The organism is Lentzea sp. (assembly GCF_036380075.1).
Classification (GTDB): domain Bacteria; phylum Actinomycetota; class Actinomycetes; order Mycobacteriales; family Pseudonocardiaceae; genus Lentzea.
In genome coordinates this window covers 1-22,534 of the sequence record NZ_DASVFL010000219.1, presented here as the reverse complement: position 1 = coordinate 22,534, position 22,534 = coordinate 1, and the positions used below count along the sequence as shown (strand labels likewise).

The window sequence follows — 22,534 nt, the reverse complement described above, 5'->3', positions numbered from 1 at the left end:
GGGGTGTCAACTCGACGAAAAGCGTGTCGAGTTGACACCCCTCCTCACGTGCAGCGAGTGCTTTGCACGGCTCGTGACGGGACCACCCCACCGGAACCGTCTGTTCCAAGCCAAGAGCAAAAGCCAAGACTGCTCGGCTTCGCCTTCGCGCCTGGCTCGCCTTCGGCTTCGCTGTTACAGGCGTACTGTGTCGCCTGTTGTTGCTGACTGTTTGGCTGCTTCGATGATTTCCAGGCCCGTCACCGCGTCTTGTGGTGGGACTGGGGCCTTGCCTGCTGCTACTGCTGCGTAGAAGTCCTGGTATGCGCCTGGCTCGGTTTTGTGGGGCTGGCCGTTCACGGTGCCCCAGTTTTCTTCCGGGTCTTCGCCCCAACCCGGGGTTGCCGGGGTCTCGCCTGCTTTCAGGAGCTCTTCCTGGGGGTCCATGCCGTGCTTCACGTAGGCGGCGTCGTGGCCCAGTACGCGGAAGCGCGGGCCCTGGTCTGCTGCCAGTGCGCTCATCCAGAGGTGGGGGCGGACGCCGGAGTCGTGGGTCAGGGCCAGGAAGACGTCGTCGTCGGCCTTGGCGGTGGGGCGGACGGTGTTGATTTCGGCGTGGACCGACCTCGGGCGGCCGAAGAGGGCCACCGACTGGTCGATCAGGTGCGTGCCCAGGTCGTAGAGGATGCTGCCCAGGTCCTTCGGGTCGCCTGATTCCTTCCAGGAGTTCTTGATCTCCGGGCGGTAGCGCTCGAACCTCGACTCGAAGCGGTGGACCTTGCCCAGGGTGTTCGCCGCCAGGAGTTTCCGGACCGTCAGGAAGTCGCCGTCCCAGCGGCGGTTGTGGAACGGGGCCAGGAGGAGGTTCCTGGAGTGCGCTATGGAGGCCAGGGCCCTGGCCTCTGCCGCCGAGGCCGCGAAGGGCTTGTCGACCACCACGTTCAGGCCGTGTTCCAGGACCTGGCGGGCGTGGGTGGCGTGGAAGCGGTTCGGGGTGGTGATGACCACCAGGTCGAAGTTGCCGGACCAGACCTCGTCCAGAGTGGACAGTACGCGGGTGTCCGGGTAGCGGGCGGTGACCTCTGCCTGGCGCTTCGGGTTCGCGGTGACCACGGCGGAGAATTCCAGGCCCGGGGTTGTGGCGATGAACGGGGCGTGGAAGGCCGCCCCTCCCAGTCCGTAGCCGACCAGAGCTGTGCGCATGCGATCAGCCTAAGCGTTCTCACCTGGTGGACGGGGTGTCCATGAGGCCGGATGGCCCCCTACCTTGTGTGACCATGACCATGCTGCTCGTTCGACGCCGTCACGTGGACTACGTGCGCGTCACCAGCATGGCTTGTCGCCGCTCCCGTTGAACTCGAGCCCACTTCGACGCACAAACCCTGGAGCACAGCCATGTCCTGGTCCTTCGAGACTGCACAGATCCACGCTGGTGCCGCGCCCGACCCGGCCACCGGTGCTCGTGCCACGCCGATCTACCAGACCACCTCCTACGTCTTCCGGGACACGCAGCACGGGGCGGACCTCTTCTCGCTCGCTGAGCCCGGGAACATCTACACGCGCATCAACAACCCCACGCAGGACGTGCTGGAGCAGCGGGTCGCCGCTCTCGAGGGTGGTGTGGCCGCCGTCGCGTTCGCCTCCGGGTCCGCTGCCGGGACCGCGGCGATCCTGAACCTCGCGCGGAGCGGGGACCACCTGGTTTCCAGCGCGTCGCTCTACGGCGGCACGTACAACCTGTTCCACTACACGTTGCCGAAGCTGGGCATCGAAGTGTCGTTCGTGGACGATCCGGACGACCTCGACGCGTGGCAGGCGGCCGTGCGGCCCAACACCAAGCTGCTCTTCGCCGAGACGCTCGCGAACCCGCGCAGCCACGTGCTCGACGTCGAGGGCGTCGCGGGTGTCGCGCACGCCAACGACGTGCCGTTGGTCGTGGACAACACGGTGCCGACGCCGTACCTGCTCAGGCCGTTGGAGCACGGCGCGGACATCGTCATCCACTCCGCCACCAAGTACCTCGGCGGGCACGGCACTGCCATCGCCGGTGTCGTGGTCGACGGCGGCAAGTTCGAGTACGGGGCCGAGAAGTTCCCCGACTTCCACGAGCCGGACCCCAGCTACAACGGCCTGCAGTACTGGCCGGTGCTCGGGCACGGGGCGTTCGCCGCCAAGCTGCGCGTGCAGGGGTTGCGGGACACGGGCGCGGCCATCGCGCCGCTCACCAGCTTCCTGGTCATCCAGGGCATCGAGACGCTGTCGCTGCGCATCGAGCGGCACGTGCAGAACGCGCAGGCGCTCGCCGAGTGGCTGGAGGCGCGGGACGAGGTGGAGAAGGTCCACTACGCGGGCCTGCCCTCGTCGCCGTTCCACGCCAACGCGCAGAAGTACCTGCCCAAGGGCGCGGGCGCGGTCGTCAGCTTCGAGCTGCGCGGCGGGGTCGACGCCGGACGGGCGTTCGTCGACGGGACGAGCCTGTTCAGCCAGCTCGTGAACATCGGCGACGTGCGGTCGTTGATCGTGCACCCCGCTTCGACCACGCACAGCCAGCTCACGCCCGAGGAGCAGCTCGTCACGGGTGTGGCGCCCGGTCTGGTGCGGCTGTCGGTCGGGCTGGAGGGGCTCGAGGACCTCAAGGCCGACCTGGAGGCGGGCTTCACCGCGGCCAAGTCGGCGCTGTAGTGGGCGGCTGGAGGTTCGGCGACCCGAACGGCCGGCGGAAGTGGTTCAGCCACGCCGAGCCGTTCGCGGGACTGCCGGGATTCCAGCTCGCGTACGAGACGTGGGGGACCTTGAACGCCGAGGCCTCCAACGCGGTGCTCGTGCTCCACGCCCTCACCGGCGACAGCCACGTCGCCGGGGGCGTGGAGCCGGGTCACCCGACGCCGGGCTGGTGGGAGTCCCTGATCGGGCCCGGCCGGCCGCTCGACGGGTTCTTCGTGGTGGCGCCGAACGTGCTGGGCGGCTGCCAGGGCAGCACCGGGCCCTGGCAGTACCCCGGGTTCCCCGTGATCACCATCCGCGACCAGGTCGCCGCCGAGGTCCTGCTCGCCGGGTTCCTGGGCGTCGAGCGGTGGGCCGCGGTGCTCGGCGGGTCGATGGGCGGCATGCGGGCCGTGGAGTGGGCGGTCAGCGAGCCGGACCGGGTGGAGTCGTTGCTGTTGCTGGCGACCACGGCGGCGGCGTCGGCCGAGCAGATCGGGCTGGCGTCGGCGCAGGTGCACGCGATCAGGGCGGATCCCGTGGCGGGACTGGGGATCGCGCGCCGGATCGCGCACATCAGCTACCGCAGCGAGCAGGAGCTCCAGGCGCGGTTTGGCAGGCAGGTGCAGGCCGACGGGCGGTTCGAGGTCGAGTCCTACCTGGACCACCACGCCGCGAAGCTCACCCGCCGGTTCGACCCGGAGAGCTACGTGACGCTCACCGAGGCGATGAACTCCCACGACGTCGGCCGCGGTCGGGGCGGGACCAGCGCGGCGCTGGCCCGCGTGAAGGCGCGGACGATCGTCGCCGGGGTCGACTCCGACCGGCTGTACCCGTTGGGGCAGCAGCGCGAACTGGCGGCGGGCATCGCCGGCGCCGACGAGCTGCGGGTCATCGAGTCGCCGCACGGGCACGACGCGTTCCTGATCGAGAGCGGGCAGGTCGGCGCGCTCGTCACGGAGCTGGTGCCCGCGCACTCAGGTAGTCGGTGAGCCGCGCGGAGGCCTGGAGCATCGCCAGGCCCCGCGCGGTCAGTCGGCGGCGCCAGTCCGCCAGCGCCGCGCCCAACGTCTCCGTGCCGCCCGCCGTGCGGACCTGCTCGACCACCAGAGCTATGCGCGCCAACGGATATCCGCCGCGCCGCAGCAGGTGCGCCAGCTCGGCGTCCCGCACGTCCTCCGCCAGGAAAACCCGGTAGCCGGTGGGTTCGCGGGACGGCGCGAGGATCCCGGCCTCCTCCCACGCGCGCAGCGTCGCCGGCGTGACGCCGAGACGCCGGGCCAGCTCGCCGATCGTGCGCGGTTCCAGGACGGGTCCGAAGTCGGTCAGGTCCCGCGCGGCCCTGCTGACCGAGTCGAGGGTCTCCCGGTCGCGCAGCAGCCGTTCGTGGCCGCGGTCGATGGTCAGCAGCACGCCGTCCAGGTCGTCGGCGTGGACCGCGTTCATGATCTGCCCGGCCCGCGCGTGCCCGAACGCCGGGACCAACGCGAGAAACGCGCGCAACGCGGCGGCGTGGACCTCCGTGTAGACGCGGTAACCGGACGGGGTGCGCGCCGCCGGCGGGAGGAACCCCGACTGCTCGTAGTTGCGCACGGCCTGGGTGGAGATGCCATGCTCGTGGGCGAGGTCGGATGGACGCACGGTGGAGACTTTAGGCCCAGGTGGCAGCGGCTATCGCGGAAAAGTCTCAACGGAGCTTTCAATGTTACGGTTGAACCACATGAGCCAGGACATCCGCGAGTTCATCAGCCCCTTCACCGAGCTCTTGGCGTTCGGCGAGCCGACCCACCTGGAGCACGCCCACACCTGGATCCGCAACGAGCTGTTCGAGCAGCTGGCCGGTCTCGGCTACCGGTCCATCGCGCTGGAGACCTGCCGGATCAGGGGCCTCCTGGTCGACGACTACGTCCAGGGTGGACCCGGCGACCTCGACGCGGTCGTGCGGGACGGCTTCTCGCACTCCTTCGGCCGGTGGCCGGCCAACCGCGAGCTGGTCCAGTGGATGCGCGAGTACAACGAGGACAAACCGGCGCATGAACGCCTGGCGTTCCACGGCTTCGACTTCCAGACCGAGACCACCAGCGCGCCCAGCCCGCGCCCCTACCTGGAACACGCCCGCGACTACCTCGGCGAGGACGTCGACCTGACGACCGATGACGAGAAGTGGAGCCGTGACGAGGCCGTCCTGGACGTCTCGAAGTCACCGGGGCGGTCGGAGGAGGCCGTGCGGCTGCGGGAGATCGGCACGGGCATGCTGAAGCGGCTGCACGGGCGCAGGACCGTCGACGCCGCCTGGTACCGCGCGGAGACACAGCTCGTGGCCGGGCTGAGCCTCCTGCAGTACCACCGGGAGTGCGCCGAGCCGAACCCGTTGGGCGTGCGGCTGAACCGGCTGTGCCAGATGCGGGACGGCGTGATGGCCCGCAACCTGCTGGAGATCCGGCGCGCGGAGGCCTCCCGCGGACCGACGTTCGTGTTCGCGCACAACGCCCACCTGCAACGCACCAACAGCTCCATGGAGATGGCGGGCGAACGGATCGAGTGGTTCTCCGCGGGCGCGCTCGTGGCGCCGATCCTCGGTGACCAGTACACCGTCATCGCGGGCACGCTCGGCCGCAACGACTCGTTCGGGCTCGGCGAACCGGACAAAGCGACGTTGGAAGGTCAGCTCCAGGGCCGTTTCACGACGTGGGGCGTCACCGCCGACATGCCGCAGGGGCCGAGCCGCACCGACACCGGGCTGGAGATGGGCTACTTCCCGCTCGACCAGCACCTGATGGCCGGTGCGGACGCGCTGCTGCACGTCAGGGTTGGTCGTCCAGTGACGCGGTGATCCACGAGGCGACGGGCAGGTCGCGCTGCTCGCACTCGATGGCCAGCTTCAGGGTCCACCGCAGGGCTTGCAGGACCACGGTCGCGAGCTCCTGCGGTGCCCCGTTGGCCAGGGCGATCTCGATCTGCTCCGAGGCCGCGTCCTGGTCGCCGTGCACCTCCGCGAGCAACGCGCGGATCGCCGTGCGCACGGGCGGGTCCGCGTCGTCGATCTGGACCTCGTTGCCCTCCTCGTCGAAGACCTGCATCTTGACGGGGGTGGCGCCGCCGGACCCGAGCGCGCTGACCATGCTGCTGCACTCGGCGAACAGCAGCAGCACCAGCTCGCGGATCTCCTCGTTGCCCTCGGGGGAACCGCTGAGATAGCCGGTCACGAGGTCCACCGCCACAGCGTCCTCACCGGCCCTGGCCGCGGCCAGCGCCTCACCGGCCACGGCCGTCAGCCGTGACCAGCGATCCGGGTCCTGTGGTGGTCTCACTGGTACTGCCTACCGCGCGGCGTGACGCATTCGCAATGCCCCATCTTGATCAGAGTCGTACCGCGGTATGTCACTCCGCAGGTCAATGTGCGAATACGCGGATCCACCTAGCATCGGGTGGTGTTCCGCACGTTGTACCGGACAGTCCTCGGTCCCGACCGCACGCGGGTTCTCCCCAGAGCACTCGGCAGGCTGCGGCTGCCCGTCCTCGCCGCGTTGATCGTCTACTCGTTCGTCTGGGCCGTCGTCGCCAGCGCCGGCTACGTCCGCCAGGCCGACTCGGACGGCTGGTGGGTCGTCGTCTTCGCCCTCACGCTCGGGCCGTACGTGCTGCTGTTCTGGTCGCCGCTCTACGCCTGGCGGTTGATGGCGGCCGGCTTCTACCTCGTGAGCCTGCTCGTCGTGGGCGACGGCGCCGCGGCGTTCCAGTACTGGACCGCCGCGCCGTTGTTCGTCGCGGTCGTGGCGTTCTACTCGCGAGGGATCGTCATCGCGGTCACGTTGATCACCATGGCGCTGGTCATCGCCTCCGAACCGCAGGCCGCGGACATGGCGTTGTTCGTGCCTATCATCGCCGCCGTCGTGTACCTGTTCGGTGCCCGCGGCCGGGCGGAACGCGAGCTCGAGGAAGAGCGCGACGCCAAGGCCGCGCTGGAGGAACGTGCGCGCATCGCACGCGAGATGCACGACGTCGTGGCGCACCACATGTCGATGGTGGTGGTGCGGTGCGAGACCGCGCCCTACCGTCTTCCAGGACTGAGCGAGGAAGCCGAGAAGGAGCTCCAGGAGATCGGCGAGGCCGCGCGGACGGCCATCACCGACATGCAGCGCCTGCTCGGCGTCCTCAGGACGAACGGCGAGGCGCCGCAACGCGAGCCGCAGCCCGGCATCAGCCGCATCCCGGAGCTGGTGAGGCCGGGGGACGAGGCCGAGGTCGGCGTGGGCGACGTGCCGGAGGCGGTCGGGCTGACCGCGTACCGGATCGTGCAGGAGGCGCTCACGAACGCCACCAGGCACGCGCCCGGCTCCAAGGCGTCCGTCCACGTGCACGAGAACGACGGCGTGCTCGAGGTCGTCGTGGTCAACACCGCCGGCGGACCGTCGAGGGGCGGCGGCAGCGGGCAGGGTCTGGTGGGAATGCGGGAACGCGTCGCGGTCCACGGTGGCACGCTCACCGTGAAGTCGACCGAGGACGGCGGGTTCCTGGTCAGGGCGAGAATTCCGTTGGGGGACAAGTGATCAGGGTGGTCGTGGTGGACGACCAGGAGATGGTGCGCGAGGGCTTCTCCGCGCTGCTGAACGCCCAGGACGACATCGAGGTGATCGGTGCGGCGGGCAACGGCGTGCAGGGCGTCGCCTTGGCACGTACGGTCAGACCCGACGTCGTGCTGATGGACATCCGCATGCCGGAGATGGACGGACTCACCGCCACCCGGTTGCTGCTGGACGGGTCCGACGACGTCAAGGTCCTCGTGCTGACCACGTTCGACCTCGACGACTACGTCTACGAGGCGTTGCAGGCCGGCGCGAGCGGGTTCCTGCTCAAGCACGCGCCCGCCCGCGAGCTGCTCAACGCCGTGCGCGTGGTCGCCGCCGGGGAGGCGCTGCTGGCGCCGTCGATCACCAAGCGGCTGATCGAGGACTTCGTGCGGTCCCGCCGCGGCGACCGGGTGCGGCCCGCGCAGCTCGGGGTGCTGACCGAGCGCGAGACCGAGATCCTCGTGCTGGTCGCGCAGGGCATGTCGAACCTGGAGATCGCCGCGCACCTCGTGCTGGCGGAGCAGACCGTCAAGACGCACGTGAGCCGCGTGCTGACCAAGCTGGGGCTGCGCGACCGCGCCCAGGCCGTCATCGCGGCGTACGAGAGCGGGCTCGTGGTACCGGGGTAGTGCCGGCGGAACCGCTCTCCGGCGTGACGATCCGGGGCCCGTCGTCCTCCTAGCTTCGGTCCATGCGCCGAGCCGTGCTGTTCCTCCTGCTGATCGCCGTCCCCGCGGTCGCGCCGTCGATCGCCCAGTGGCGTTCCGACGTCGGCCGCCGGGTCGCGATCGTCGGTGACCTCGCGACCGCCCGTGACGTGGTGGTCGTCGTGCCGGGATCCGACGTGGACGTCGACAGGTTCGACCGGACCGTCGGGAGGATGGCCACGAACCTGTACGAGCAGGCCCACCGCGACGACCTGGCGGTGATCGCGTGGCTCGGGTACCGGACGCCGCAGGGGCTCGGTGTGGACGCGATGACCGGCTCGCTGGCGCGGCAGGGTGCCGCCGAGCTGGCCGACTTCGTGCGGGCGCTGCACACCACCGCGCGCATCCATGTGTTCGGGCACAGCTACGGCTCGGTGGTCGTGTCGCTGGCGGCGCACGAGCTGGACGTCCAGGACATCGTGTTCACCGGGAGCCCCGGCGTGCGGGCGGGTTCCGCCGCGGAGCTGGGGACGCCGGCGAAGGTCTGGGCGCTGCGGTCGACCGGCGACTGGATGCGGTTCGTGCCCAACGTGCGGCTGTTCGACCTCGGTCACGGCACGGACCCCGCCTCGGACGGGTTCGGCGCGACCGTGCTGCGGTTCGAGGGCGGCAAGCACGACACCTACTACGAGCCGGGCACCGCGACGTTGAACGCGCTCGTCCGGATCGCTTCGGGGGAGGAGCTGTGAGGAATCCGTTCATCGACGCCGTGCGGGCGGTCGCCGTCGTCACGGTCGTGCTCGGGCACTGGCTGGTGACCGCGCTGGTGGACACGCCCACCGGCATGTACATCGACAGCCCGTTGAAGCACATGGCCGAGCTGACACCGGTCTCGTGGGTGTTGCAGACGCTCGGGCTGTTCTTCTTCGCGGGCGGGTACGCGGCGGCGCACTCGCGGACGTCGTTCCTGGTGCGGTTGAAGCAGCTCGCCGTGCCCACGTCGCTGATGCTCGGCGCGTGGGCGGCCGTCCTCTTCGGACTGGTGCTGCGCGGCGTCGACCAGGGAACCGCCTACAACATCGGGTTCCTGGTCCTGACCCCGCTGTGGTTCTTCCTGGTCTACCTGGTACTGCTGGCGATGAAACCGTTGGTGCGCAAGCTCGACGAGTACTCGTGGGGTGTGCTCGTCCCGGTCGTGCTGGTGCTGGTGGTTCCGTACGCGGTGTGGTGGGCGGCCTGGCAGCTTGGATACGCCTTGGCGCGCAGGAGGATTCCCGGTCCGCCGTTGCTGGTCGTGGGCGTGCTCGGGTACGCGTTGCTGACGTCGTTCGGCGGCTACCCGGTGTCCGCGGTCGGCATTCCCGGCGAGGCGGTCTCGAACCTCAACCCGCCGAACTACGCGACGCTCGCGCTGGCGTTCGCCCAGATCGGCCTGGTGCTCACGATCGCACCGGCGCTGACCAGGCTCGGCACCGCGAAACCCGTGGCGTGGCTGAACAAGCGCGCCCTGGGGATCTTCCTGGCGCACCAGAGCGCGCTCATCACCGTGGCGCTGGCGCTCAGCGCGTGGGGGCCCCTGCCGGGGCTCCAGCAGCCACCAGATCACCCGGGCTGGGTGTGGCAACGGGTGCTGTGGCTGCCGGTGTGCGCGGCCGTGACCTGGGGATGGCTGCGAGCACTGCGAGGCCGATCGCCGCGGCGTGCAGCGCCACCACCGCGGGAGCCGGGTCCAGCGCCAGCATCGGCGGCACGCACGCCAGCGCCGTGAGCAGCCACGGGAGGCGGGTGTCGCAGCTGCCGGTGCGCGCGGTGTGGATCAGGTACCAGCCGAGCAGGAGGTGGATGAGGTTCTGCAGCGGGTCGACCGGCAGCAGCACCAGCACCCCGTCGCCGAGGAACCCGCTGACCACGAACCCGAGCACGCCGAGCGTCCCGAACACCACGCCCGCGGCCGTCGCGAGCCGGGTCCGGTGCGACTCGTGGGAGAGCCGCGGGAACCGGACCAGCCGGCTCTCGAACCGGTGGAACAGCAACGTGAGCGGCACGAGCAGGAGCACCAGCCAGATCGGCGCCTCCGTGATGCCGAGCAACCCGACCAGCGCGCCGACCCCGGCGAGGTAGGCCAGGTATACCGTCATCGGCGCGCGGCGGGCGAAGTCCACGACGTGCCACGACCGGCCCTCCAGCCATGCCGTGACCCGTCCGCGCGCCAGCAGCGCCACGCACACCTGCGCGACGCCGAGCACCATCATCGAACGCGGGTAGTCGCTGAAGAACACCAGCGCGGGCAGCGTGATCGCGCCCAGCGCCGCCAGCACGCGCCGCGAGAGCTGCTGCAACATGCCGTCGGCGTAGAAGAACCCGATCTGCTGCATCAGCAGCGCGCCGACGACGAGGTTGACGTACCCGCCGGTCTTCCAGTCCGTCGACGTGCGCGCGACCTCGACCATGAGCGTCAGCAGCACCAGCACGAACGGCGCCGTCCGGCGCAGGTGCAGGTGCAGCCACGCGGCAGCGGGCGTGGCCGCGACCGCCAGCAGGTAGACCCCGAGGAACCACAACGGGTGCGTGATCAACCGGCTGTACGCGTCGACCTCGACGTCGAGCAGGTTGAGCGCCGCGAACACCACCACCCACAGCAGCACGAACGCCAGCACCGGCCGCAGCAGCCACGACGTCCGGCTCGACACCCAGCAGCCGAAGCCGCCCTCGTGCGCCTGCCAGCTGCGCAGGTTCGCGTGCCCGCCGGCGAAGAAGAACAGCGGCACCGCCTGCAACGCCCACAACCAGGGCGTCCCGACGTTCTTGAGGTGCGCGAGCGTCGCGACCGTCTCGCCGAGCACCAGCAGCGCCAGGCTGAACAGCCGCAGGAACGTCGCGTACCGGTCCTGTTCGACGGGCTGCGCGGCGGGCAGGTCGTCGCGCTTGCGCCCGTGCAGGCGCGCCAGCAGCAGGAACACCACGACCGCACTGCCGAACGCCCACGCCACCACGGGCTCGTGACCGGGCGGCCCCCACCGCTGCCGCCACGAGTTGAACTTCAGCCCCAGCGCGTAGGTCTCGGCGACCGCGTGACAGCTCGACTCGGAGCCGCGGGGGTTGGTCCGGCACTGCGCGTGCAGGTCGGTGGTCAGCCGGTCGTCCAGCGCTCGTCTCGCCTCCGGCCCGAGCGGGTCGCCCTTGTGTTCCGCGTAGCGCAACAGGTCGTACCCCAGGTCGTGCGCGCGGCACGCCGTGCTGAAGTCCCACTCCGTGTCGCCCGCCGGTCCCGAACACCCGCCCGAGGCGTCCACCACCCGCAACGTCCCGTCGGGCGCCGTCACGGTCTTGGGATCGCGCCCCATCTCCCGCGCGAAGTCCGTCGGCAGGTTGATGTGCGGGTCGTGCGTCGGCGACGGCGCGACGAACGCCTCGACGGCGTTGGCCGCGGCGATCACGTCGGCGCTGGGTGGCACCCCGTTGCCGCCGGTGGCCGGCCGCGAGGCGATCACCCCGCACACGAACACCGCGAGCGTGATGACCGTGAACCGGAACCAGGCCGGAAGGCGAAGAAGAAGTTTACGAGCGCCCATTGCTGGGAAAGGTTACGGAACCATCTCGGCCGACCGCCAACTTACGAGGTCACGACGGCCGGCCGCAGCGACGCGAGCGCCATCCGGGACAGCAGGGCGGCCATCTGGTCGCGGTCGAGGTGCGCGCTGTGGGGCGTGGAGTTGATCAACCCGAACACCGCGTGCGCCGCCGCCCTCGCAGTCGGCTCGTCGAACCCGTCGACAGTCCGCCGGATCGTCTCGACCCACACCTCGACGTACCGGCGCTGCAACGCCCGCACCCGACGCCGGTCGGGATCCGTCAAGTTCGCAAGATTACGAGCCTGCACCGTGATGAGCGCCGGGTCGTCCAACGCGAAGTCGACGTGCCACCCGACGAGCTCGCTGAGCGCCTCCTCGGCACTGGAGGCCGCGTCCACCCTCTTCTGCCCGCCGTCGAGCAGCCGCTCGGAGATGGACGTCAACATCTCGCCGAGCATCGCGTCCTTGCTCCGGAAGTGCCGGTAGAGGGCGGGCCCGGAGATGCCGACGGCCGCACCGATGTCGTCGATGCCCACCCCGTGGAAGCCGTGCCGCGCGAAGAGCTCTGCCGCGGCGTTGAGGATCTGGTCCCGACGTGAGGGTTTATCGGCCACGGGAGGAGGTTAGCAGCCGTTCACTTGGCGTACGGGGGGCAAATCGGACAGCACCCGCCGGGCGGGCCGGGGCACGCGGCGGGCCCAAGTGCGCGAAAGCCGGGACAGGGGCGGGCACCGGATGGGGCGGCGGCGGATGGCAAGCTGACGCGGGCGTCCCCTCGCGCTGAGGATCCCCCGCGACCCAACGTACTCAGCAGGTCTGACACTTCCGCCTGAACGCGGGCGCGCACCCGTGACGCGATGCCGAAGGCGAGCCGTCAAGACCCCCGCACTTTCAAGCCGACGCCGAAGGCGAGCCGACCCAACCCAAGCACTTCCAAGCGATGCCGAAGGCGAGCCGTCTTTTCCTTGCGCCGATCAGAGCCGGTGAACCCACCCGTGTTTCGGCGATTGGGGCTTGACTTTGGGTGCGAGGTGCTACCACTCGTGGCTCGGCCGGTCGCGAAGCGTCCGGCCTTTTCCGGCCGACCACAGCGCCTCGCAAGGGCCCCGAAGTCAAGCCCCAATCGCAATCGTCGCGCAGCGGCGATGGAACCCCAGTTTTCGTCCGGGGGTGCACGCCCACGCTGGAACAGGCACCCGCACGGTCAACGGGACCACGCTGGAAGCCCACCCGGCCAACACAACCCCGGAACTGCCAGGCGCTGGTCGTCCGATGGGTGGAATTTCCGCAGCTACAAGCCCCAAATGTTGACTATTGACCAATACTTCACACAGGTCTTACCCGTAAGTAACCATGGACCTCGCACAGCATCACCCCTGCGGCCCCTTCGGGAGTCTTCGATGCGTCCTGCTCACTTCATCGCCTCAGTGGTCACCGCCGCCGCGGCCGTCATCGCCCTCGCCAACCCCGCGAGCGCGGCCGCCGTCAACTACGTCGCCCTCGGCGACTCGTACGCCAGCGGCCTGGGAACGGGCAGCTACGACAGCGGGAGCGGCAGCTGCAAGCGCGGTCCGCTCGCGTACCCGGCCCTCTACGCCGCGGCGACAGCCCCGGCGAGCTTCAAGTCCGTCGCGTGTTCCGGTGCGCGAACAGGCGACGTCATCAACCAGGCAGCCAACCTCACGACGGCGACCAACCTCGTCACGGTGCAGGTCGGCGGCAACGACGCCGGCTTCACCGATGTCATCACCACGTGCACGTTCGGTTCCGACCAGGACTGCGTCAACCGGGTGAACACGGCCAAGGCCTACGCCGCGAACACGCTTCCCGGGCTGCTCAACAACGTCTACGCCACGATCAAGTCGAAGTCGCCGAGCGCGCGCGTCGTCGTGCTCGGCTACCCGCGCATCTACAAGGTGCCGGGCTCGTGCAACGTCGGGCTGAGCGACACCAAGCGGGCCGCGATCAACTCCGGCAGCGACGCGCTGCACGCCACCATCAGCGCGCGGGCCGGTGCCGCCGGGTTCGGCTACGTCGACGTGCGCGGGGCGTTCACCGGGCACGAGATCTGCTCGTCGAGCTGGTGGCTCAACAGCCTGAGCTGGCCGGTCGAGGAGTCGTACCACCCCAACCGTGCCGGTCACGCGAGTGGCTACCTGCCCGCTCTGCGAAGTGTCATCGGTTGAGGGATTCCGGAACGTGAGAGTGCTCCAAAGGCGCGTTGACCTGCATTCGGGTCACTCTCGAGCCGCGCTGGTGGACCGCTAGGTGAGCGGGCGTTAACATGGTCTTGTTAACGCCCGCTAACCTGAGGTCTGGGGAGCATGGACGCACCTGTCCTGCGCAGCGCCGCCGAGCCGTCGGACCGCTACGCCAAGGAGCACACCGCGCTCGTCGACGAGCTGCGCGGCAAGCTCGCCACCGCCGCGCTCGGCGGTCCCGAGAAGGCTCGTCAGCGCCACGTCGACCGCGGCAAGCTGTTGCCGCGCGAGCGGGTGGACACGCTGGTCGACCCCGGTTCGCCGTTCCTCGAACTGTCGCCGTTGGCCGCCAACGGCATGTACGGCGACGAGGCGCCTGCCGCGGGCATCATCACCGGCATCGGACGTGTGTCCGGCCGTGAGTGCGTCATCGTCGCGAACGACGCCACGGTCAAGGGCGGCACCTACTACCCGATCACGGTCAAGAAGCACCTGCGCGCGCAGGAAGTGGCGCTGCAGAACAACTTGCCGTGCATCTACCTGGTCGACAGCGGCGGCGCGTTCCTGCCGAAGCAGGACGACGTGTTCCCGGACCGCGAGCACTTCGGCCGGATCTTCTTCAACCAGGCCACCATGTCCGCCAAGGGCATCCCGCAGATCGCGGCGGTCCTCGGCTCGTGCACGGCGGGTGGCGCGTACGTCCCGGCGATGAGCGACGAGGCGATCATCGTCCGCAACCAGGGCACGATCTTCCTGGGCGGCCCGCCGCTGGTGAAGGCGGCGACCGGCGAGGTCGTGTCGGCCGAGGACCTCGGCGGCGGCGAGCTGCACTCGCGCACGTCCGGCGTCACGGACCACCTGGCGGAGAACGACGCGCACGCGTTGAAGATGGTCCGCTCGATCATCTCGACGCTGGGTCCGCGCGCCCAACGGCCTTGGGACGTCACGAAAACCGAAGCGCCGGCCGTCAACCCGGACGACCTCTACGGCGTCGTGCCGACGGACTCCCGGACGCCCTACGACGTGCGCGAGGTCATCGCGCGGATCGTCGACGGGTCGAAGTTCCAGGAGTTCAAGAAGGAGTACGGGCAGACGCTCGTCACCGGCTTCGCGCGCATCCACGGCCACCCGGTCGGCATCATCGCGAACAACGGCATCCTGTTCGGCGAGTCCGCGGTCAAGGGCGCGCACTTCATCCAGCTGTGCGACAAGCGGTCCATCCCGCTGGTGTTCCTGCAGAACATCACCGGCTTCATGGTCGGCCGCGAGTACGAGGCGGGCGGCATCGCCAAGCACGGCGCCAAGATGGTGACGGCGGTGGCGTGTGCGCGCGTCCCGAAGTTCACCGTGATCATCGGCGGCTCGTTCGGCGCCGGCAACTACTCCATGTGCGGCCGGGCGTACTCGCCGCGGTTCCTGTGGATGTGGCCGAACGCGCGCATCTCCGTCATGGGCGGTGAGCAGGCGGCGTCCGTCCTCGCGACCGTGCGCCGCGACCAGCTCGGCGACGAGTGGTCGGCGGAGGACGAGGAGGCGTTCAAGGCGCCGATCCGCCAGCAGTACGAGGACCAGGGCAACCCGTACTACTCGACCGCGCGGCTGTGGGACGACGGCGTGATCGACCCGCGCGACACGCGCACGGTGCTCGGCCTCGCGTTGTCCAGCGCGGCGAACGCCCCCATCGACGATGTTTCCTACGGCGTCTTCCGGATGTGATCATGTTCGACAGCGTTCTGGTGGCGAACCGCGGGGAGATCGCGGTCAGGGTGATCCGCGCGCTCAAGGCGCTCGGGATCCGTTCCGTCGCCGTGTACTCCGACGCGGACGCCGAGGCGTTGCACGTCAGGCTGGCCGACGAGGCCGTGCGCATCGGGCCCGCCGCGGCCCGCGAGAGCTACCTGTCCGTCGAGAAGATCGTCCAGGCCGCCGTGTCCACCGGCGCGCAGGCGATCCACCCCGGCTACGGCTTCCTCGCCGAGAACACGGCGTTCGCCAAGGCCTGCGACGACGCGGGAATCGTGTTCGTCGGCCCGCCCGCGGCGGCGATCGACGCGATGGGCGACAAGATCCGCGCGAAGCTGACGGTGTCGGCGGCGGGCGTTCCCGTCGTGCCCGGCCGCACCAAGGAGGGCATGTCGGACGACGAGATCGTCGACGCGGCCCTGGAGATCGGTTTTCCCGTGCTGCTCAAGCCCTCCGCGGGCGGTGGCGGCAAGGGCATGCGGCTGGTGCACGAGGAGTCCGCGCTGCGCGAGGCGATCGAGTCGGCCCGGCGGGAGGCGCGCGGGTCGTTCGGCGACGACACGCTGCTGATCGAGCGGTTCGTCACGAACCCGCGCCACATCGAGATCCAGGTGCTCGGTGACGCGCACGGCACCGTGATCCACCTCGGCGAGCGCGAGTGCAGCCTCCAGCGGCGGCACCAGAAGATCATCGAGGAGGCGCCGTCGCCGTTCCTCACGCCCGAGGTGCGCGAGGCGATGGGTGCCGCGGCGGTCGACGCCGCCAAGTCCGTCGGGTACGTCGGCGCCGGCACTGTCGAGTTCATCGTGGACGGTGCGTCCGGCGACTACTTCTTCATGGAGATGAACACCCGGCTCCAGGTCGAGCACCCGGTGACCGAGATGGTCACCGGCGTCGACCTCGTCGAGTGGCAGCTCCGCGTGGCGTCCGGTGAAGCGCTCGACCTGACCGTCGAGCTGACCGGCCACTCCGTCGAGGCGCGCGTCTACGCCGAGGACCCGTCCCGCGGCTTCCTGCCGACCGGCGGCCGGGTGCTCAAGCTGAGCGAACCCACGTCCGTCCGCGTCGACTCCGGGCTGTACGAGGGACTCGTCGTCGGTTCGGACTACGACCCGATGCTCGCCAAGGTGATCGCGCACGGTCGCACCCGCGAGGAGGCGCTGCGGCGCCTGGACCACGCGCTCGGCCGGATGGTGCTGCTCGGCGTCACGACGAACATCCCGTTCCTGCGCGCACTCCTGCGCGACGAGGACGTCCGGTCCGGCGCCCTCGACACCGGTCTGGTGGAACGCAAGCTCGACGCGCTGACCACGGCCGAGGTCCCGGACGACGTGTACGTGGCGGCAGGTCTGGAGCGGTCGCTCGAACCGCGCGGCGACGACCCGTGGGACCAGCCGGGCGGCTGGCGCGTCGGCGAGCACGCGTGGACTACCTGGCGGATCAACGACGTCGACGTGCGCGTGCGCGGCGACGAAGTCGTCGTGGGCGCCGGAGAACCGGTCAGGGCGCGTGCCCGCCGCGAAGGCTCCGACCTGCTCGTCGGCTCCCGCCGGTACGCGACCGCCCGTGACGGCGACGTGCTGTGGCTGGGCCACGACGGTGCCTCCTGGGCGCTGGTCGAGGCCGAGTTCCTGGTGGGCGCGGCCGACGGCGCCGCAGCCCAGGGCGGTCCGGTCAAGTCGCCGATGCCCGGCACCGTGCTGGTGGTGCGGGCGAAGCAGGGCGAGGAAGTGACCGCCGGTCAAGCGTTGTTCGTGGTCGAGGCCATGAAGATGGAGCACACCGTGACCGCACCGGTCGACGGCGTGCTCGCCGAAGTGAACGTGCAAGCAGGCCAGCAGGTCGCACTCGACCAGGTGCTGGCCCTCGTCGTCTCTCACGAGGAGTGACACCGATGTTGGACTTCAGGCTCCCGAGCGAGTACGAGGACCTGCGCAAGACCGTCGAGGAGTTCGCCCGCGACGAGGTCGCCCCGGTCATCGGCGACTACTACGAGCGCGGCGAGTTCCCGTACCCGATCGTCGCGAAGATGGGGCAGATGGGCCTGCTCGGCCTGCCGTTCCCCGAGGAGCACGGCGGCATGGGCGGCGACTACTTCGCCCTGTGCCTGACGCTCGAGGAGCTGGCGCGCGTCGACTCGTCCGTCGCGATCACGGTCGAGGCCGCCACCTCGCTGGGCGCCATGCCGATCTACCGCTTCGGCACCGACGAGCAGAAGGCCGAGTGGCTGCCGTCGCTCACGTCCGGTGAGAAGCTCGGCGCGTTCGGCCTCACCGAGCCCGGTTCCGGCTCCGACGCGGGCGCCCTGGCCACCACCGCGCGCCTCGACGGCGACGAGTGGGTCATCAACGGCACCAAGGCGTTCATCACCAACTCCGGCACGGACATCACCGGCCTGGTGACGGTCGCCGCGGTCACGGGCACGCAGCCCGACGGCCGCAAGGAGATCTCGTCGATCATCGTCCCGTCCGGCACCCCGGGCTTCACGGTGTCGAAGAAGTACTCCAAGGTCGGCTGGTGCGCCTCGGACACGCGCGAGCTGTCCTTCCAGGACTGCCGGGTGCCGGCGGAGAACCTGCTCGGCACCCGCGGCCGCGGCTTCGCCCAGTTCCTGCGCACGCTGGACGAGGGCCGCGTCGCCATCGCCGCGCTGTCGGTCGGCCTGGCCCAGGGCTGCGTCGACGAGTCGGTCCGCTACGCCCACGAGCGCGAGGCGTTCGGCGCGAAGATCGGCACCTACCAGGCGATCCAGTTCAAGATCGCCGAGATGGAGGCCCGCGTCCACACCGCGCGCCTGGCCTACTACGAGGCGGCGTCCCGGATGCTGCGCGGCGAGCCGTTCAAGAAGCAGGCCGCCATCGCGAAGCTCGTGTCGTCCGAGGCGGCGATGGACAACGCCCGCGACGCCACGCAGATCTTCGGCGGCTACGGCTTCATGAACGAGTACCCGGTCGGCCGGTTCTACCGCGACGCCAAGATCCTGGAGATCGGCGAGGGCACCTCCGAGGTGCAGAAGATGCTGATCGCGCGCGAGCTGGGGCTCTAACTGAAGAAGACGCCGACGACGAACCCGATCACGACGACCAGGCCGATCAGCCCCATGACGGCCAGGTAGGCGACGCAGCCGGCGGACACCCCCGGCTGCGTCCACGGGACGCCGTGCCGCTCGAAGACCGGGCGGAGGGCGAAGACCGCCATCGGCCGGTAGACGTTGATCAGCCCCCGCCGGACGAGAGGTCCGGTGAGCGGGAGGAACTCCGGCTTCCACGAGGGCGAGAACCTGATGAACCCGCCGCGCCGCGGCCGCCGCTCCGGCATGGTGTAGCCGAGCTCCGCCATTGCCCGCACCGCTTCGCGGTACCGGCGGCCGGACAGTCCGCGCACCTCGATGAGCAGCCGGTCGGCCGGGACGACCTCGCGTGCCCTGGCCAGCTCCCACAGCACGCCGGGGTTCACGGCCGGTCGGATCACCACCAGCCGGGCGGTCAGCATCATCTCCTGGACGACCTGCTTCCAGGCCGCGTCGCCCGAGTAGACGGTCTTCCCGCCAGGGCGCGGCAGGCCTTCCCCCGGCCGTCCGATCACGTGCAGGCGGCCGAACGGGCGCAACGCGCGCGCCAGGCATTCCACGTCGGTGCTCATGGTCGCGAGCCCCGCCAGGAACATGCTCTGGAACGTCCTCCCGAGCGCGGTCGGGTCGGTGTCGAACGCACGCAGGTAGAGGACGGAGTCGCCGCCGTGGGGCTGCCGGGAGAGCCGGCGGGCGGCGTGCTGCCCGCCGCGGAAGTACAGCCAGCCGCCGAGGAACGTGACCGGGAGCGGCGTGAAGTCGACGACGGACAGCGGTTCCTGGCTGAAGCGGAGGACGAGCGAACCGATGAGTCCCGCCACCAGCAGGAAGACACCGAAACCGCGCACGATTCGCCCTCCTCGAGGTCCAGCGGGGTATCGAAGTCCGGCCGGGACGCGTTACGCGCCACGGGCTCCATTAGTCCGTTCCACCTAAACGAGCGGAAACCACCGGTCCGAATCGCCTCGTCCGGTTAGCGTCGACTTCCCTGCCGCACGAGTGTGAGGGTGCAGATGACAGGTAGTCGGACGGAACCGGTTTTCCCGGGGGTAAGAGTTCTTCTCGAGGTCATTCACGGGCTGTGCGACCGGCCGGGGTTCTTCTACCGCAGCAAGACCGAGGAAGTGACCGGTGACCAGCCGCTTCCGCTGGTCCACCTGGAGAGCGAAGCCAGTCCGACGCCATTTCTGCGCGCCTTGGAGCACAAGCTCGACGAAGGCCGTCCCGCCATTCCGCACGCGTATGTGGACGTGTCCTCGGTGCGCGCGGAAGTGGAGAAGAGGTGGCCGCCGGAAGCGCGGGAAACACCTCCGCTGCTGCCGTTGCTCGACGTGCTGAGCCATCAGCTGTCCGAGGTGCACGTCGGCAGCGAGCGGCTCACGCGGTTCGACCACTACCGGCTCGTCGACTGGCTCACCAGCAAACGCCTGCCGCGCAAACCGGGTCGGGACGACCGGGCGAGCGTCGTCGAGCTGCTGCGGCAGTGGACGGGCCGCACCACCGAGAACGGCGAGGCGCTCAACCGGGCGGTCGACGCGTTCATCCCCAACCTCGTGACGCGGCTGGGGCTCGGGCTCGTCGCGTGGGTCGGCAGCAAGGCCGGGTTCCGGTGGCTCGGCAGGCGGGTGCCGGGGCTCGCGCGCGAGTCGAAGTGGTTCATGCGCGGGCAGAGCTTCGCGCTGCCCCACCACTCCATCGAGTTCCTCGGGTTCGCCGAACGGCTCACGCTCGGCCGGCGGGAGTCGGAGAACGAGGAGCAGATCAAGCTGCTGCTCGTGCACGCGTTCCTGGAGGACCTGCGGATCGCGTACCGGCGGCGCAACAGGTTCCTGCCGCGCAGGGCCGGGTGGCGGCGCACGGCCTACATCCCCGTGCTGCTCGACGGCGTCACGAAGGACAACGGCGGCTGGGAGCTGCTGGAGCTGATCAATGACGTCCGCAACGAGACCGGCGAGCTGGACCCGTTGCTGGTGATCGCGGCCAGCTCGGTGCAACCCGCGCTCTCCGAACGGCTCGGCGTCGTGCCCGTCGCGCCGGACGAGACCGCGGACGCGCTGACGACGTGGCGGGAGGAGCTGCCGCGCAAACGGCAGATGCTCGCGCCGGACGCCCGCTACCTGATGGTCAGGCTGCCGTTCCCCAGTGCCGACAAGAAGAGGTGGAAGGGCACGCCCGCGTTCCGGGCGGCGCCGGTGCGGTGGCTCGCGCGGTCGCGGCGGCTGGAGGCGATCGTCCTGGCGGTGGTCGTGGTGTTGCTGCTGCCGGTGTTCGTGACGGTGCAGAACCACATCCAGGCCAACTGCTCGATGATCGGCAGCGCCGTCTCCGCCGGGGTGTCGACGCGGCTGATGGACGTCGAGGGCAACGTCGAGTGCGTCGGCTACAGCGACAACAGCAGCCAGGTCTTCGGCTCGAACGAACGGCTGCGGTGGACGCAGCAGGCCGTGTTCGCGCAGAACGAGGAGGCGGAACGGCTGCACGAAGCCGATCCCGGCCGCCCGTTCGTCTCGCTGGTCTACTTCTCCAGCCTCACCCACAAGGACACCAACCCCGACGCCGACCACTCCCGCGCCGAGGAGCTGGAGGGCATGCTGCTCAAGCAGCGGCAGCAGAACGACAGGTCGCGCTCGGAACCGTTGCTGCGCATCGTGATCGCCAACGGCGGCGCGGTGATGAAGCGGGCACCGGACGTGCTGCGGGACATGCTGACGTCGTTGCTGGAGGACGACTCCAGCATCATCGGCGTGGTCGGGCTCGACCGCAGCGTCGCGGAGACCAGGGACGTCATCACCGAGCTGGGCGCGCTGGGCGTGCCGACCATCGGCACCACGCTCACCGAGGCGTCGCTGCCGACCAGGTCGTCGACGTACTTCCAGCTGATCCCCGGCAACGTCCGGCAGGCCGACCTCGTCCGCCGGTACGCGCAGCACGTCGCCGCCACCAAGGTGACGATCCACCACCCGCCGCTGGGCAAGGGCGACGTCTACCTCGACGACCTGGTCAACGTGCTCGGCAAGGAGCTCGCGACCAACGGAGTGCAGTACCAGGCCGTGCCGTGGTCGCGGAGCCCGCAGGAGGTGCCCTCGCAGTGCGTCGAGGACCACTCCAGCGAGATGGTGTTCTTCGCGGGCCGCGAGGAGGACTTCGGCGAGTTCCTGCGGGCGATCGGCCGGGACTGCTACGACAAGAACCGGCTGCCGCGCATCGTCGCCGATGACGCGATCATCCGGTTCATCGCGCAGAAGGCCAGCCGGGTGCACGACTCGCTGGCCGGCATGCGCGTGTCGTACGTGAGCATGGCCGGTCTGGTCGTGCTGGCGGGCAAGCCGTGCGTGGAGGGCAAACCGGCTCCGACGACCCGCGGCGGCCTGCCGCTGGACGCGTTCTGCGCCGGCTACAGCAGGCTGAACCAGGAGATCCAGGAGTCGCCGCTGCCGCCGGAGGACAAGCCGGTCAAGCCGTGGCCCGGGGAGCACATGGGTGTCGCTTATGACGCGGCTGGGCTTTTCCTGGACGCTGTGCGCAACGCGCAGTCGCGGCTGGCCGGGTTGCCGGTCCACACGCCGCATCGCGGGGCGATCGGCGGCGAGCTGCGCGAGCTGGAGTTCTTCGGCGCCACCGGCCGCACGGACTTCAGCACGTCGCGCATCGGCGAGCAGCGCAACTTCACGATCCTGGAGCTCACCGACATCCACGACTTCGAGCAGCAGCCTGCTTGTGTGTTCTTGACCGGCGATCTCTACGGGCCGGAGTCGCAGCGCCAGTCGAACGGGTGCCCTGCCGGATAGGGCGAGGGCTTGGTCGCACGGGTTGGTCGGGTGGTCGTCTTGGGCGGGCGGGTTTCTGTTTACTGCTCGGGGCTCCGCCCCGGACCCCGCCAGCTGATCAAAGACCGGGCCGGCGCCGTGGGCGGGTTGATGGCACGCCTGTTGCGTTGGGCGGCTTGCTGTTGCGTGGGTGGTGCGGTTCGGGTGGGGTGGTCCCGTCTCGAACCGGGCAGAGCGAGCCACACGTGAGGAGGGGTGTCAACTCGACGAAAAGCGTGTCG

Annotated in this window: 17 protein-coding genes and 1 pseudogene; 12 read left to right on the top strand and 6 right to left on the bottom strand. The window is 69.9% G+C overall.

Annotated elements, in window-relative coordinates; all coding sequences use genetic code 11:
* Window positions 1-174: 174 nt before the first annotated feature.
* The gene (locus VF330_RS24380; RefSeq protein WP_330853991.1) at window positions 175-1,182 is read right to left on the bottom strand and encodes a Gfo/Idh/MocA family protein; all 1,008 of its coding nucleotides are present in this window, start codon (window positions 1,180-1,182) and stop codon (window positions 175-177) included.
* Between the two features lie 192 nt (window positions 1,183-1,374).
* Between VF330_RS24380 and VF330_RS24375 the strand changes: the two genes are divergently transcribed.
* Together VF330_RS24375 and metX are read left to right on the top strand one after the other, a co-directional pair.
* Window positions 1,375-2,661, top strand: a complete 1,287-nt coding sequence (locus VF330_RS24375; protein WP_330853990.1) for a bifunctional o-acetylhomoserine/o-acetylserine sulfhydrylase — start codon at window positions 1,375-1,377, stop codon at window positions 2,659-2,661.
* Window positions 2,661-3,674 (top strand): homoserine O-acetyltransferase MetX, encoded by a 1,014-nt coding sequence (gene metX, locus VF330_RS24370; protein WP_330853989.1) that lies wholly within the window; start codon window positions 2,661-2,663, stop codon window positions 3,672-3,674. Before VF330_RS24375 ends, metX begins: the two co-directional genes overlap by 1 nt.
* On the opposite strand, the gene VF330_RS24365 is transcribed toward metX, so the two are convergent.
* The gene (locus tag VF330_RS24365) at window positions 3,637-4,323 is read right to left on the bottom strand and encodes a TioE family transcriptional regulator (protein WP_330853988.1); all 687 of its coding nucleotides are present in this window, start codon (window positions 4,321-4,323) and stop codon (window positions 3,637-3,639) included. The two genes, metX and VF330_RS24365, sit on opposite strands and share 38 nt — an antisense overlap.
* 79 nt (window positions 4,324-4,402) lie before the next feature.
* On the opposite strand from VF330_RS24365, the gene VF330_RS24360 reads away from it, so the two are divergent.
* Window positions 4,403-5,515 carry an erythromycin esterase family protein gene (locus tag VF330_RS24360; RefSeq protein ID WP_330853987.1) on the top strand — a complete coding sequence of 371 codons (1,113 nt, stop codon included), beginning with the start codon at window positions 4,403-4,405 and terminating at the stop codon, window positions 5,513-5,515.
* Here VF330_RS24360 and VF330_RS24355 read toward each other — a convergent pair.
* The gene (locus VF330_RS24355; protein ID WP_330853986.1) at window positions 5,487-5,993 is read right to left on the bottom strand and encodes a hypothetical protein; all 507 of its coding nucleotides are present in this window, start codon (window positions 5,991-5,993) and stop codon (window positions 5,487-5,489) included. The genes VF330_RS24360 and VF330_RS24355 overlap by 29 nt on opposite strands.
* 120 nt (window positions 5,994-6,113) lie before the next feature.
* On the opposite strand from VF330_RS24355, the gene VF330_RS24350 reads away from it, so the two are divergent.
* The 4 genes from VF330_RS24350 (at window position 6,114) to VF330_RS24335 (ending at window position 9,668) form a co-directional block, all read left to right on the top strand.
* Window positions 6,114-7,232, top strand: a complete 1,119-nt coding sequence (locus tag VF330_RS24350) for a sensor histidine kinase (RefSeq protein WP_330853985.1) — start codon at window positions 6,114-6,116, stop codon at window positions 7,230-7,232.
* Window positions 7,229-7,882, top strand: coding sequence for a response regulator transcription factor (locus tag VF330_RS24345; protein WP_330853984.1), 654 nt, complete (start codon window positions 7,229-7,231; stop codon window positions 7,880-7,882). The genes VF330_RS24350 and VF330_RS24345 overlap by 4 nt, the downstream gene beginning before the upstream one ends.
* A 62-nt stretch (window positions 7,883-7,944) precedes the next feature.
* Window positions 7,945-8,649, top strand: coding sequence for an alpha/beta hydrolase (locus tag VF330_RS24340; RefSeq protein ID WP_330853983.1), 705 nt, complete (start codon window positions 7,945-7,947; stop codon window positions 8,647-8,649).
* Window positions 8,646-9,668 (top strand): acyltransferase family protein, encoded by a 1,023-nt coding sequence (locus tag VF330_RS24335; protein ID WP_330853982.1) that lies wholly within the window; start codon window positions 8,646-8,648, stop codon window positions 9,666-9,668. Before VF330_RS24340 ends, VF330_RS24335 begins: the two co-directional genes overlap by 4 nt.
* 1,342 nt (window positions 9,669-11,010) lie before the next feature.
* Here VF330_RS24335 and VF330_RS24330 read toward each other — a convergent pair.
* Both VF330_RS24330 and VF330_RS24325 read right to left on the bottom strand, forming a co-directional pair.
* Window positions 11,011-11,244, bottom strand: a pseudogene (locus tag VF330_RS24330) (hypothetical protein); the annotation flags it as partial.
* A gap of 269 nt (window positions 11,245-11,513) precedes the next feature.
* Window positions 11,514-12,086 carry a TetR/AcrR family transcriptional regulator gene (locus tag VF330_RS24325; RefSeq protein ID WP_330853981.1) on the bottom strand — a complete coding sequence of 191 codons (573 nt, stop codon included), beginning with the start codon at window positions 12,084-12,086 and terminating at the stop codon, window positions 11,514-11,516.
* 786 nt (window positions 12,087-12,872) lie between these two features.
* Here VF330_RS24325 and VF330_RS24320 point away from each other — a divergent pair.
* The 4 genes from VF330_RS24320 (at window position 12,873) to VF330_RS24305 (ending at window position 18,462) form a co-directional block, all read left to right on the top strand.
* Window positions 12,873-13,658: an SGNH/GDSL hydrolase family protein gene (locus tag VF330_RS24320; protein WP_330853980.1), complete on the top strand. Its 786-nt coding sequence runs from the start codon at window positions 12,873-12,875 to the stop codon at window positions 13,656-13,658.
* A gap of 138 nt (window positions 13,659-13,796) precedes the next feature.
* Window positions 13,797-15,389, top strand: coding sequence for a carboxyl transferase domain-containing protein (locus VF330_RS24315; protein ID WP_330853979.1), 1,593 nt, complete (start codon window positions 13,797-13,799; stop codon window positions 15,387-15,389).
* Window positions 15,390-15,391: 2 nt separating this feature from the next.
* Complete coding sequence (locus VF330_RS24310; RefSeq protein WP_330853978.1) at window positions 15,392-17,305, top strand: acetyl/propionyl/methylcrotonyl-CoA carboxylase subunit alpha; 1,914 nt, start codon at window positions 15,392-15,394, stop codon at window positions 17,303-17,305.
* A 5-nt stretch (window positions 17,306-17,310) separates the two neighbouring features.
* Window positions 17,311-18,462, top strand: coding sequence for an acyl-CoA dehydrogenase family protein (locus VF330_RS24305; protein WP_330853977.1), 1,152 nt, complete (start codon window positions 17,311-17,313; stop codon window positions 18,460-18,462).
* Here VF330_RS24305 and VF330_RS24300 read toward each other — a convergent pair.
* Complete coding sequence (locus tag VF330_RS24300) at window positions 18,459-19,334, bottom strand: hypothetical protein (RefSeq protein ID WP_330853976.1); 876 nt, start codon at window positions 19,332-19,334, stop codon at window positions 18,459-18,461. The two genes, VF330_RS24305 and VF330_RS24300, sit on opposite strands and share 4 nt — an antisense overlap.
* 276 nt (window positions 19,335-19,610) lie before the next feature.
* Here VF330_RS24300 and VF330_RS24295 point away from each other — a divergent pair, with 276 nt between their 5' ends.
* The gene (locus VF330_RS24295) at window positions 19,611-22,274 is read left to right on the top strand and encodes a hypothetical protein (protein ID WP_330853975.1); all 2,664 of its coding nucleotides are present in this window, start codon (window positions 19,611-19,613) and stop codon (window positions 22,272-22,274) included.
* The last annotated feature ends 260 nt before the right edge of the window (window positions 22,275-22,534 follow it).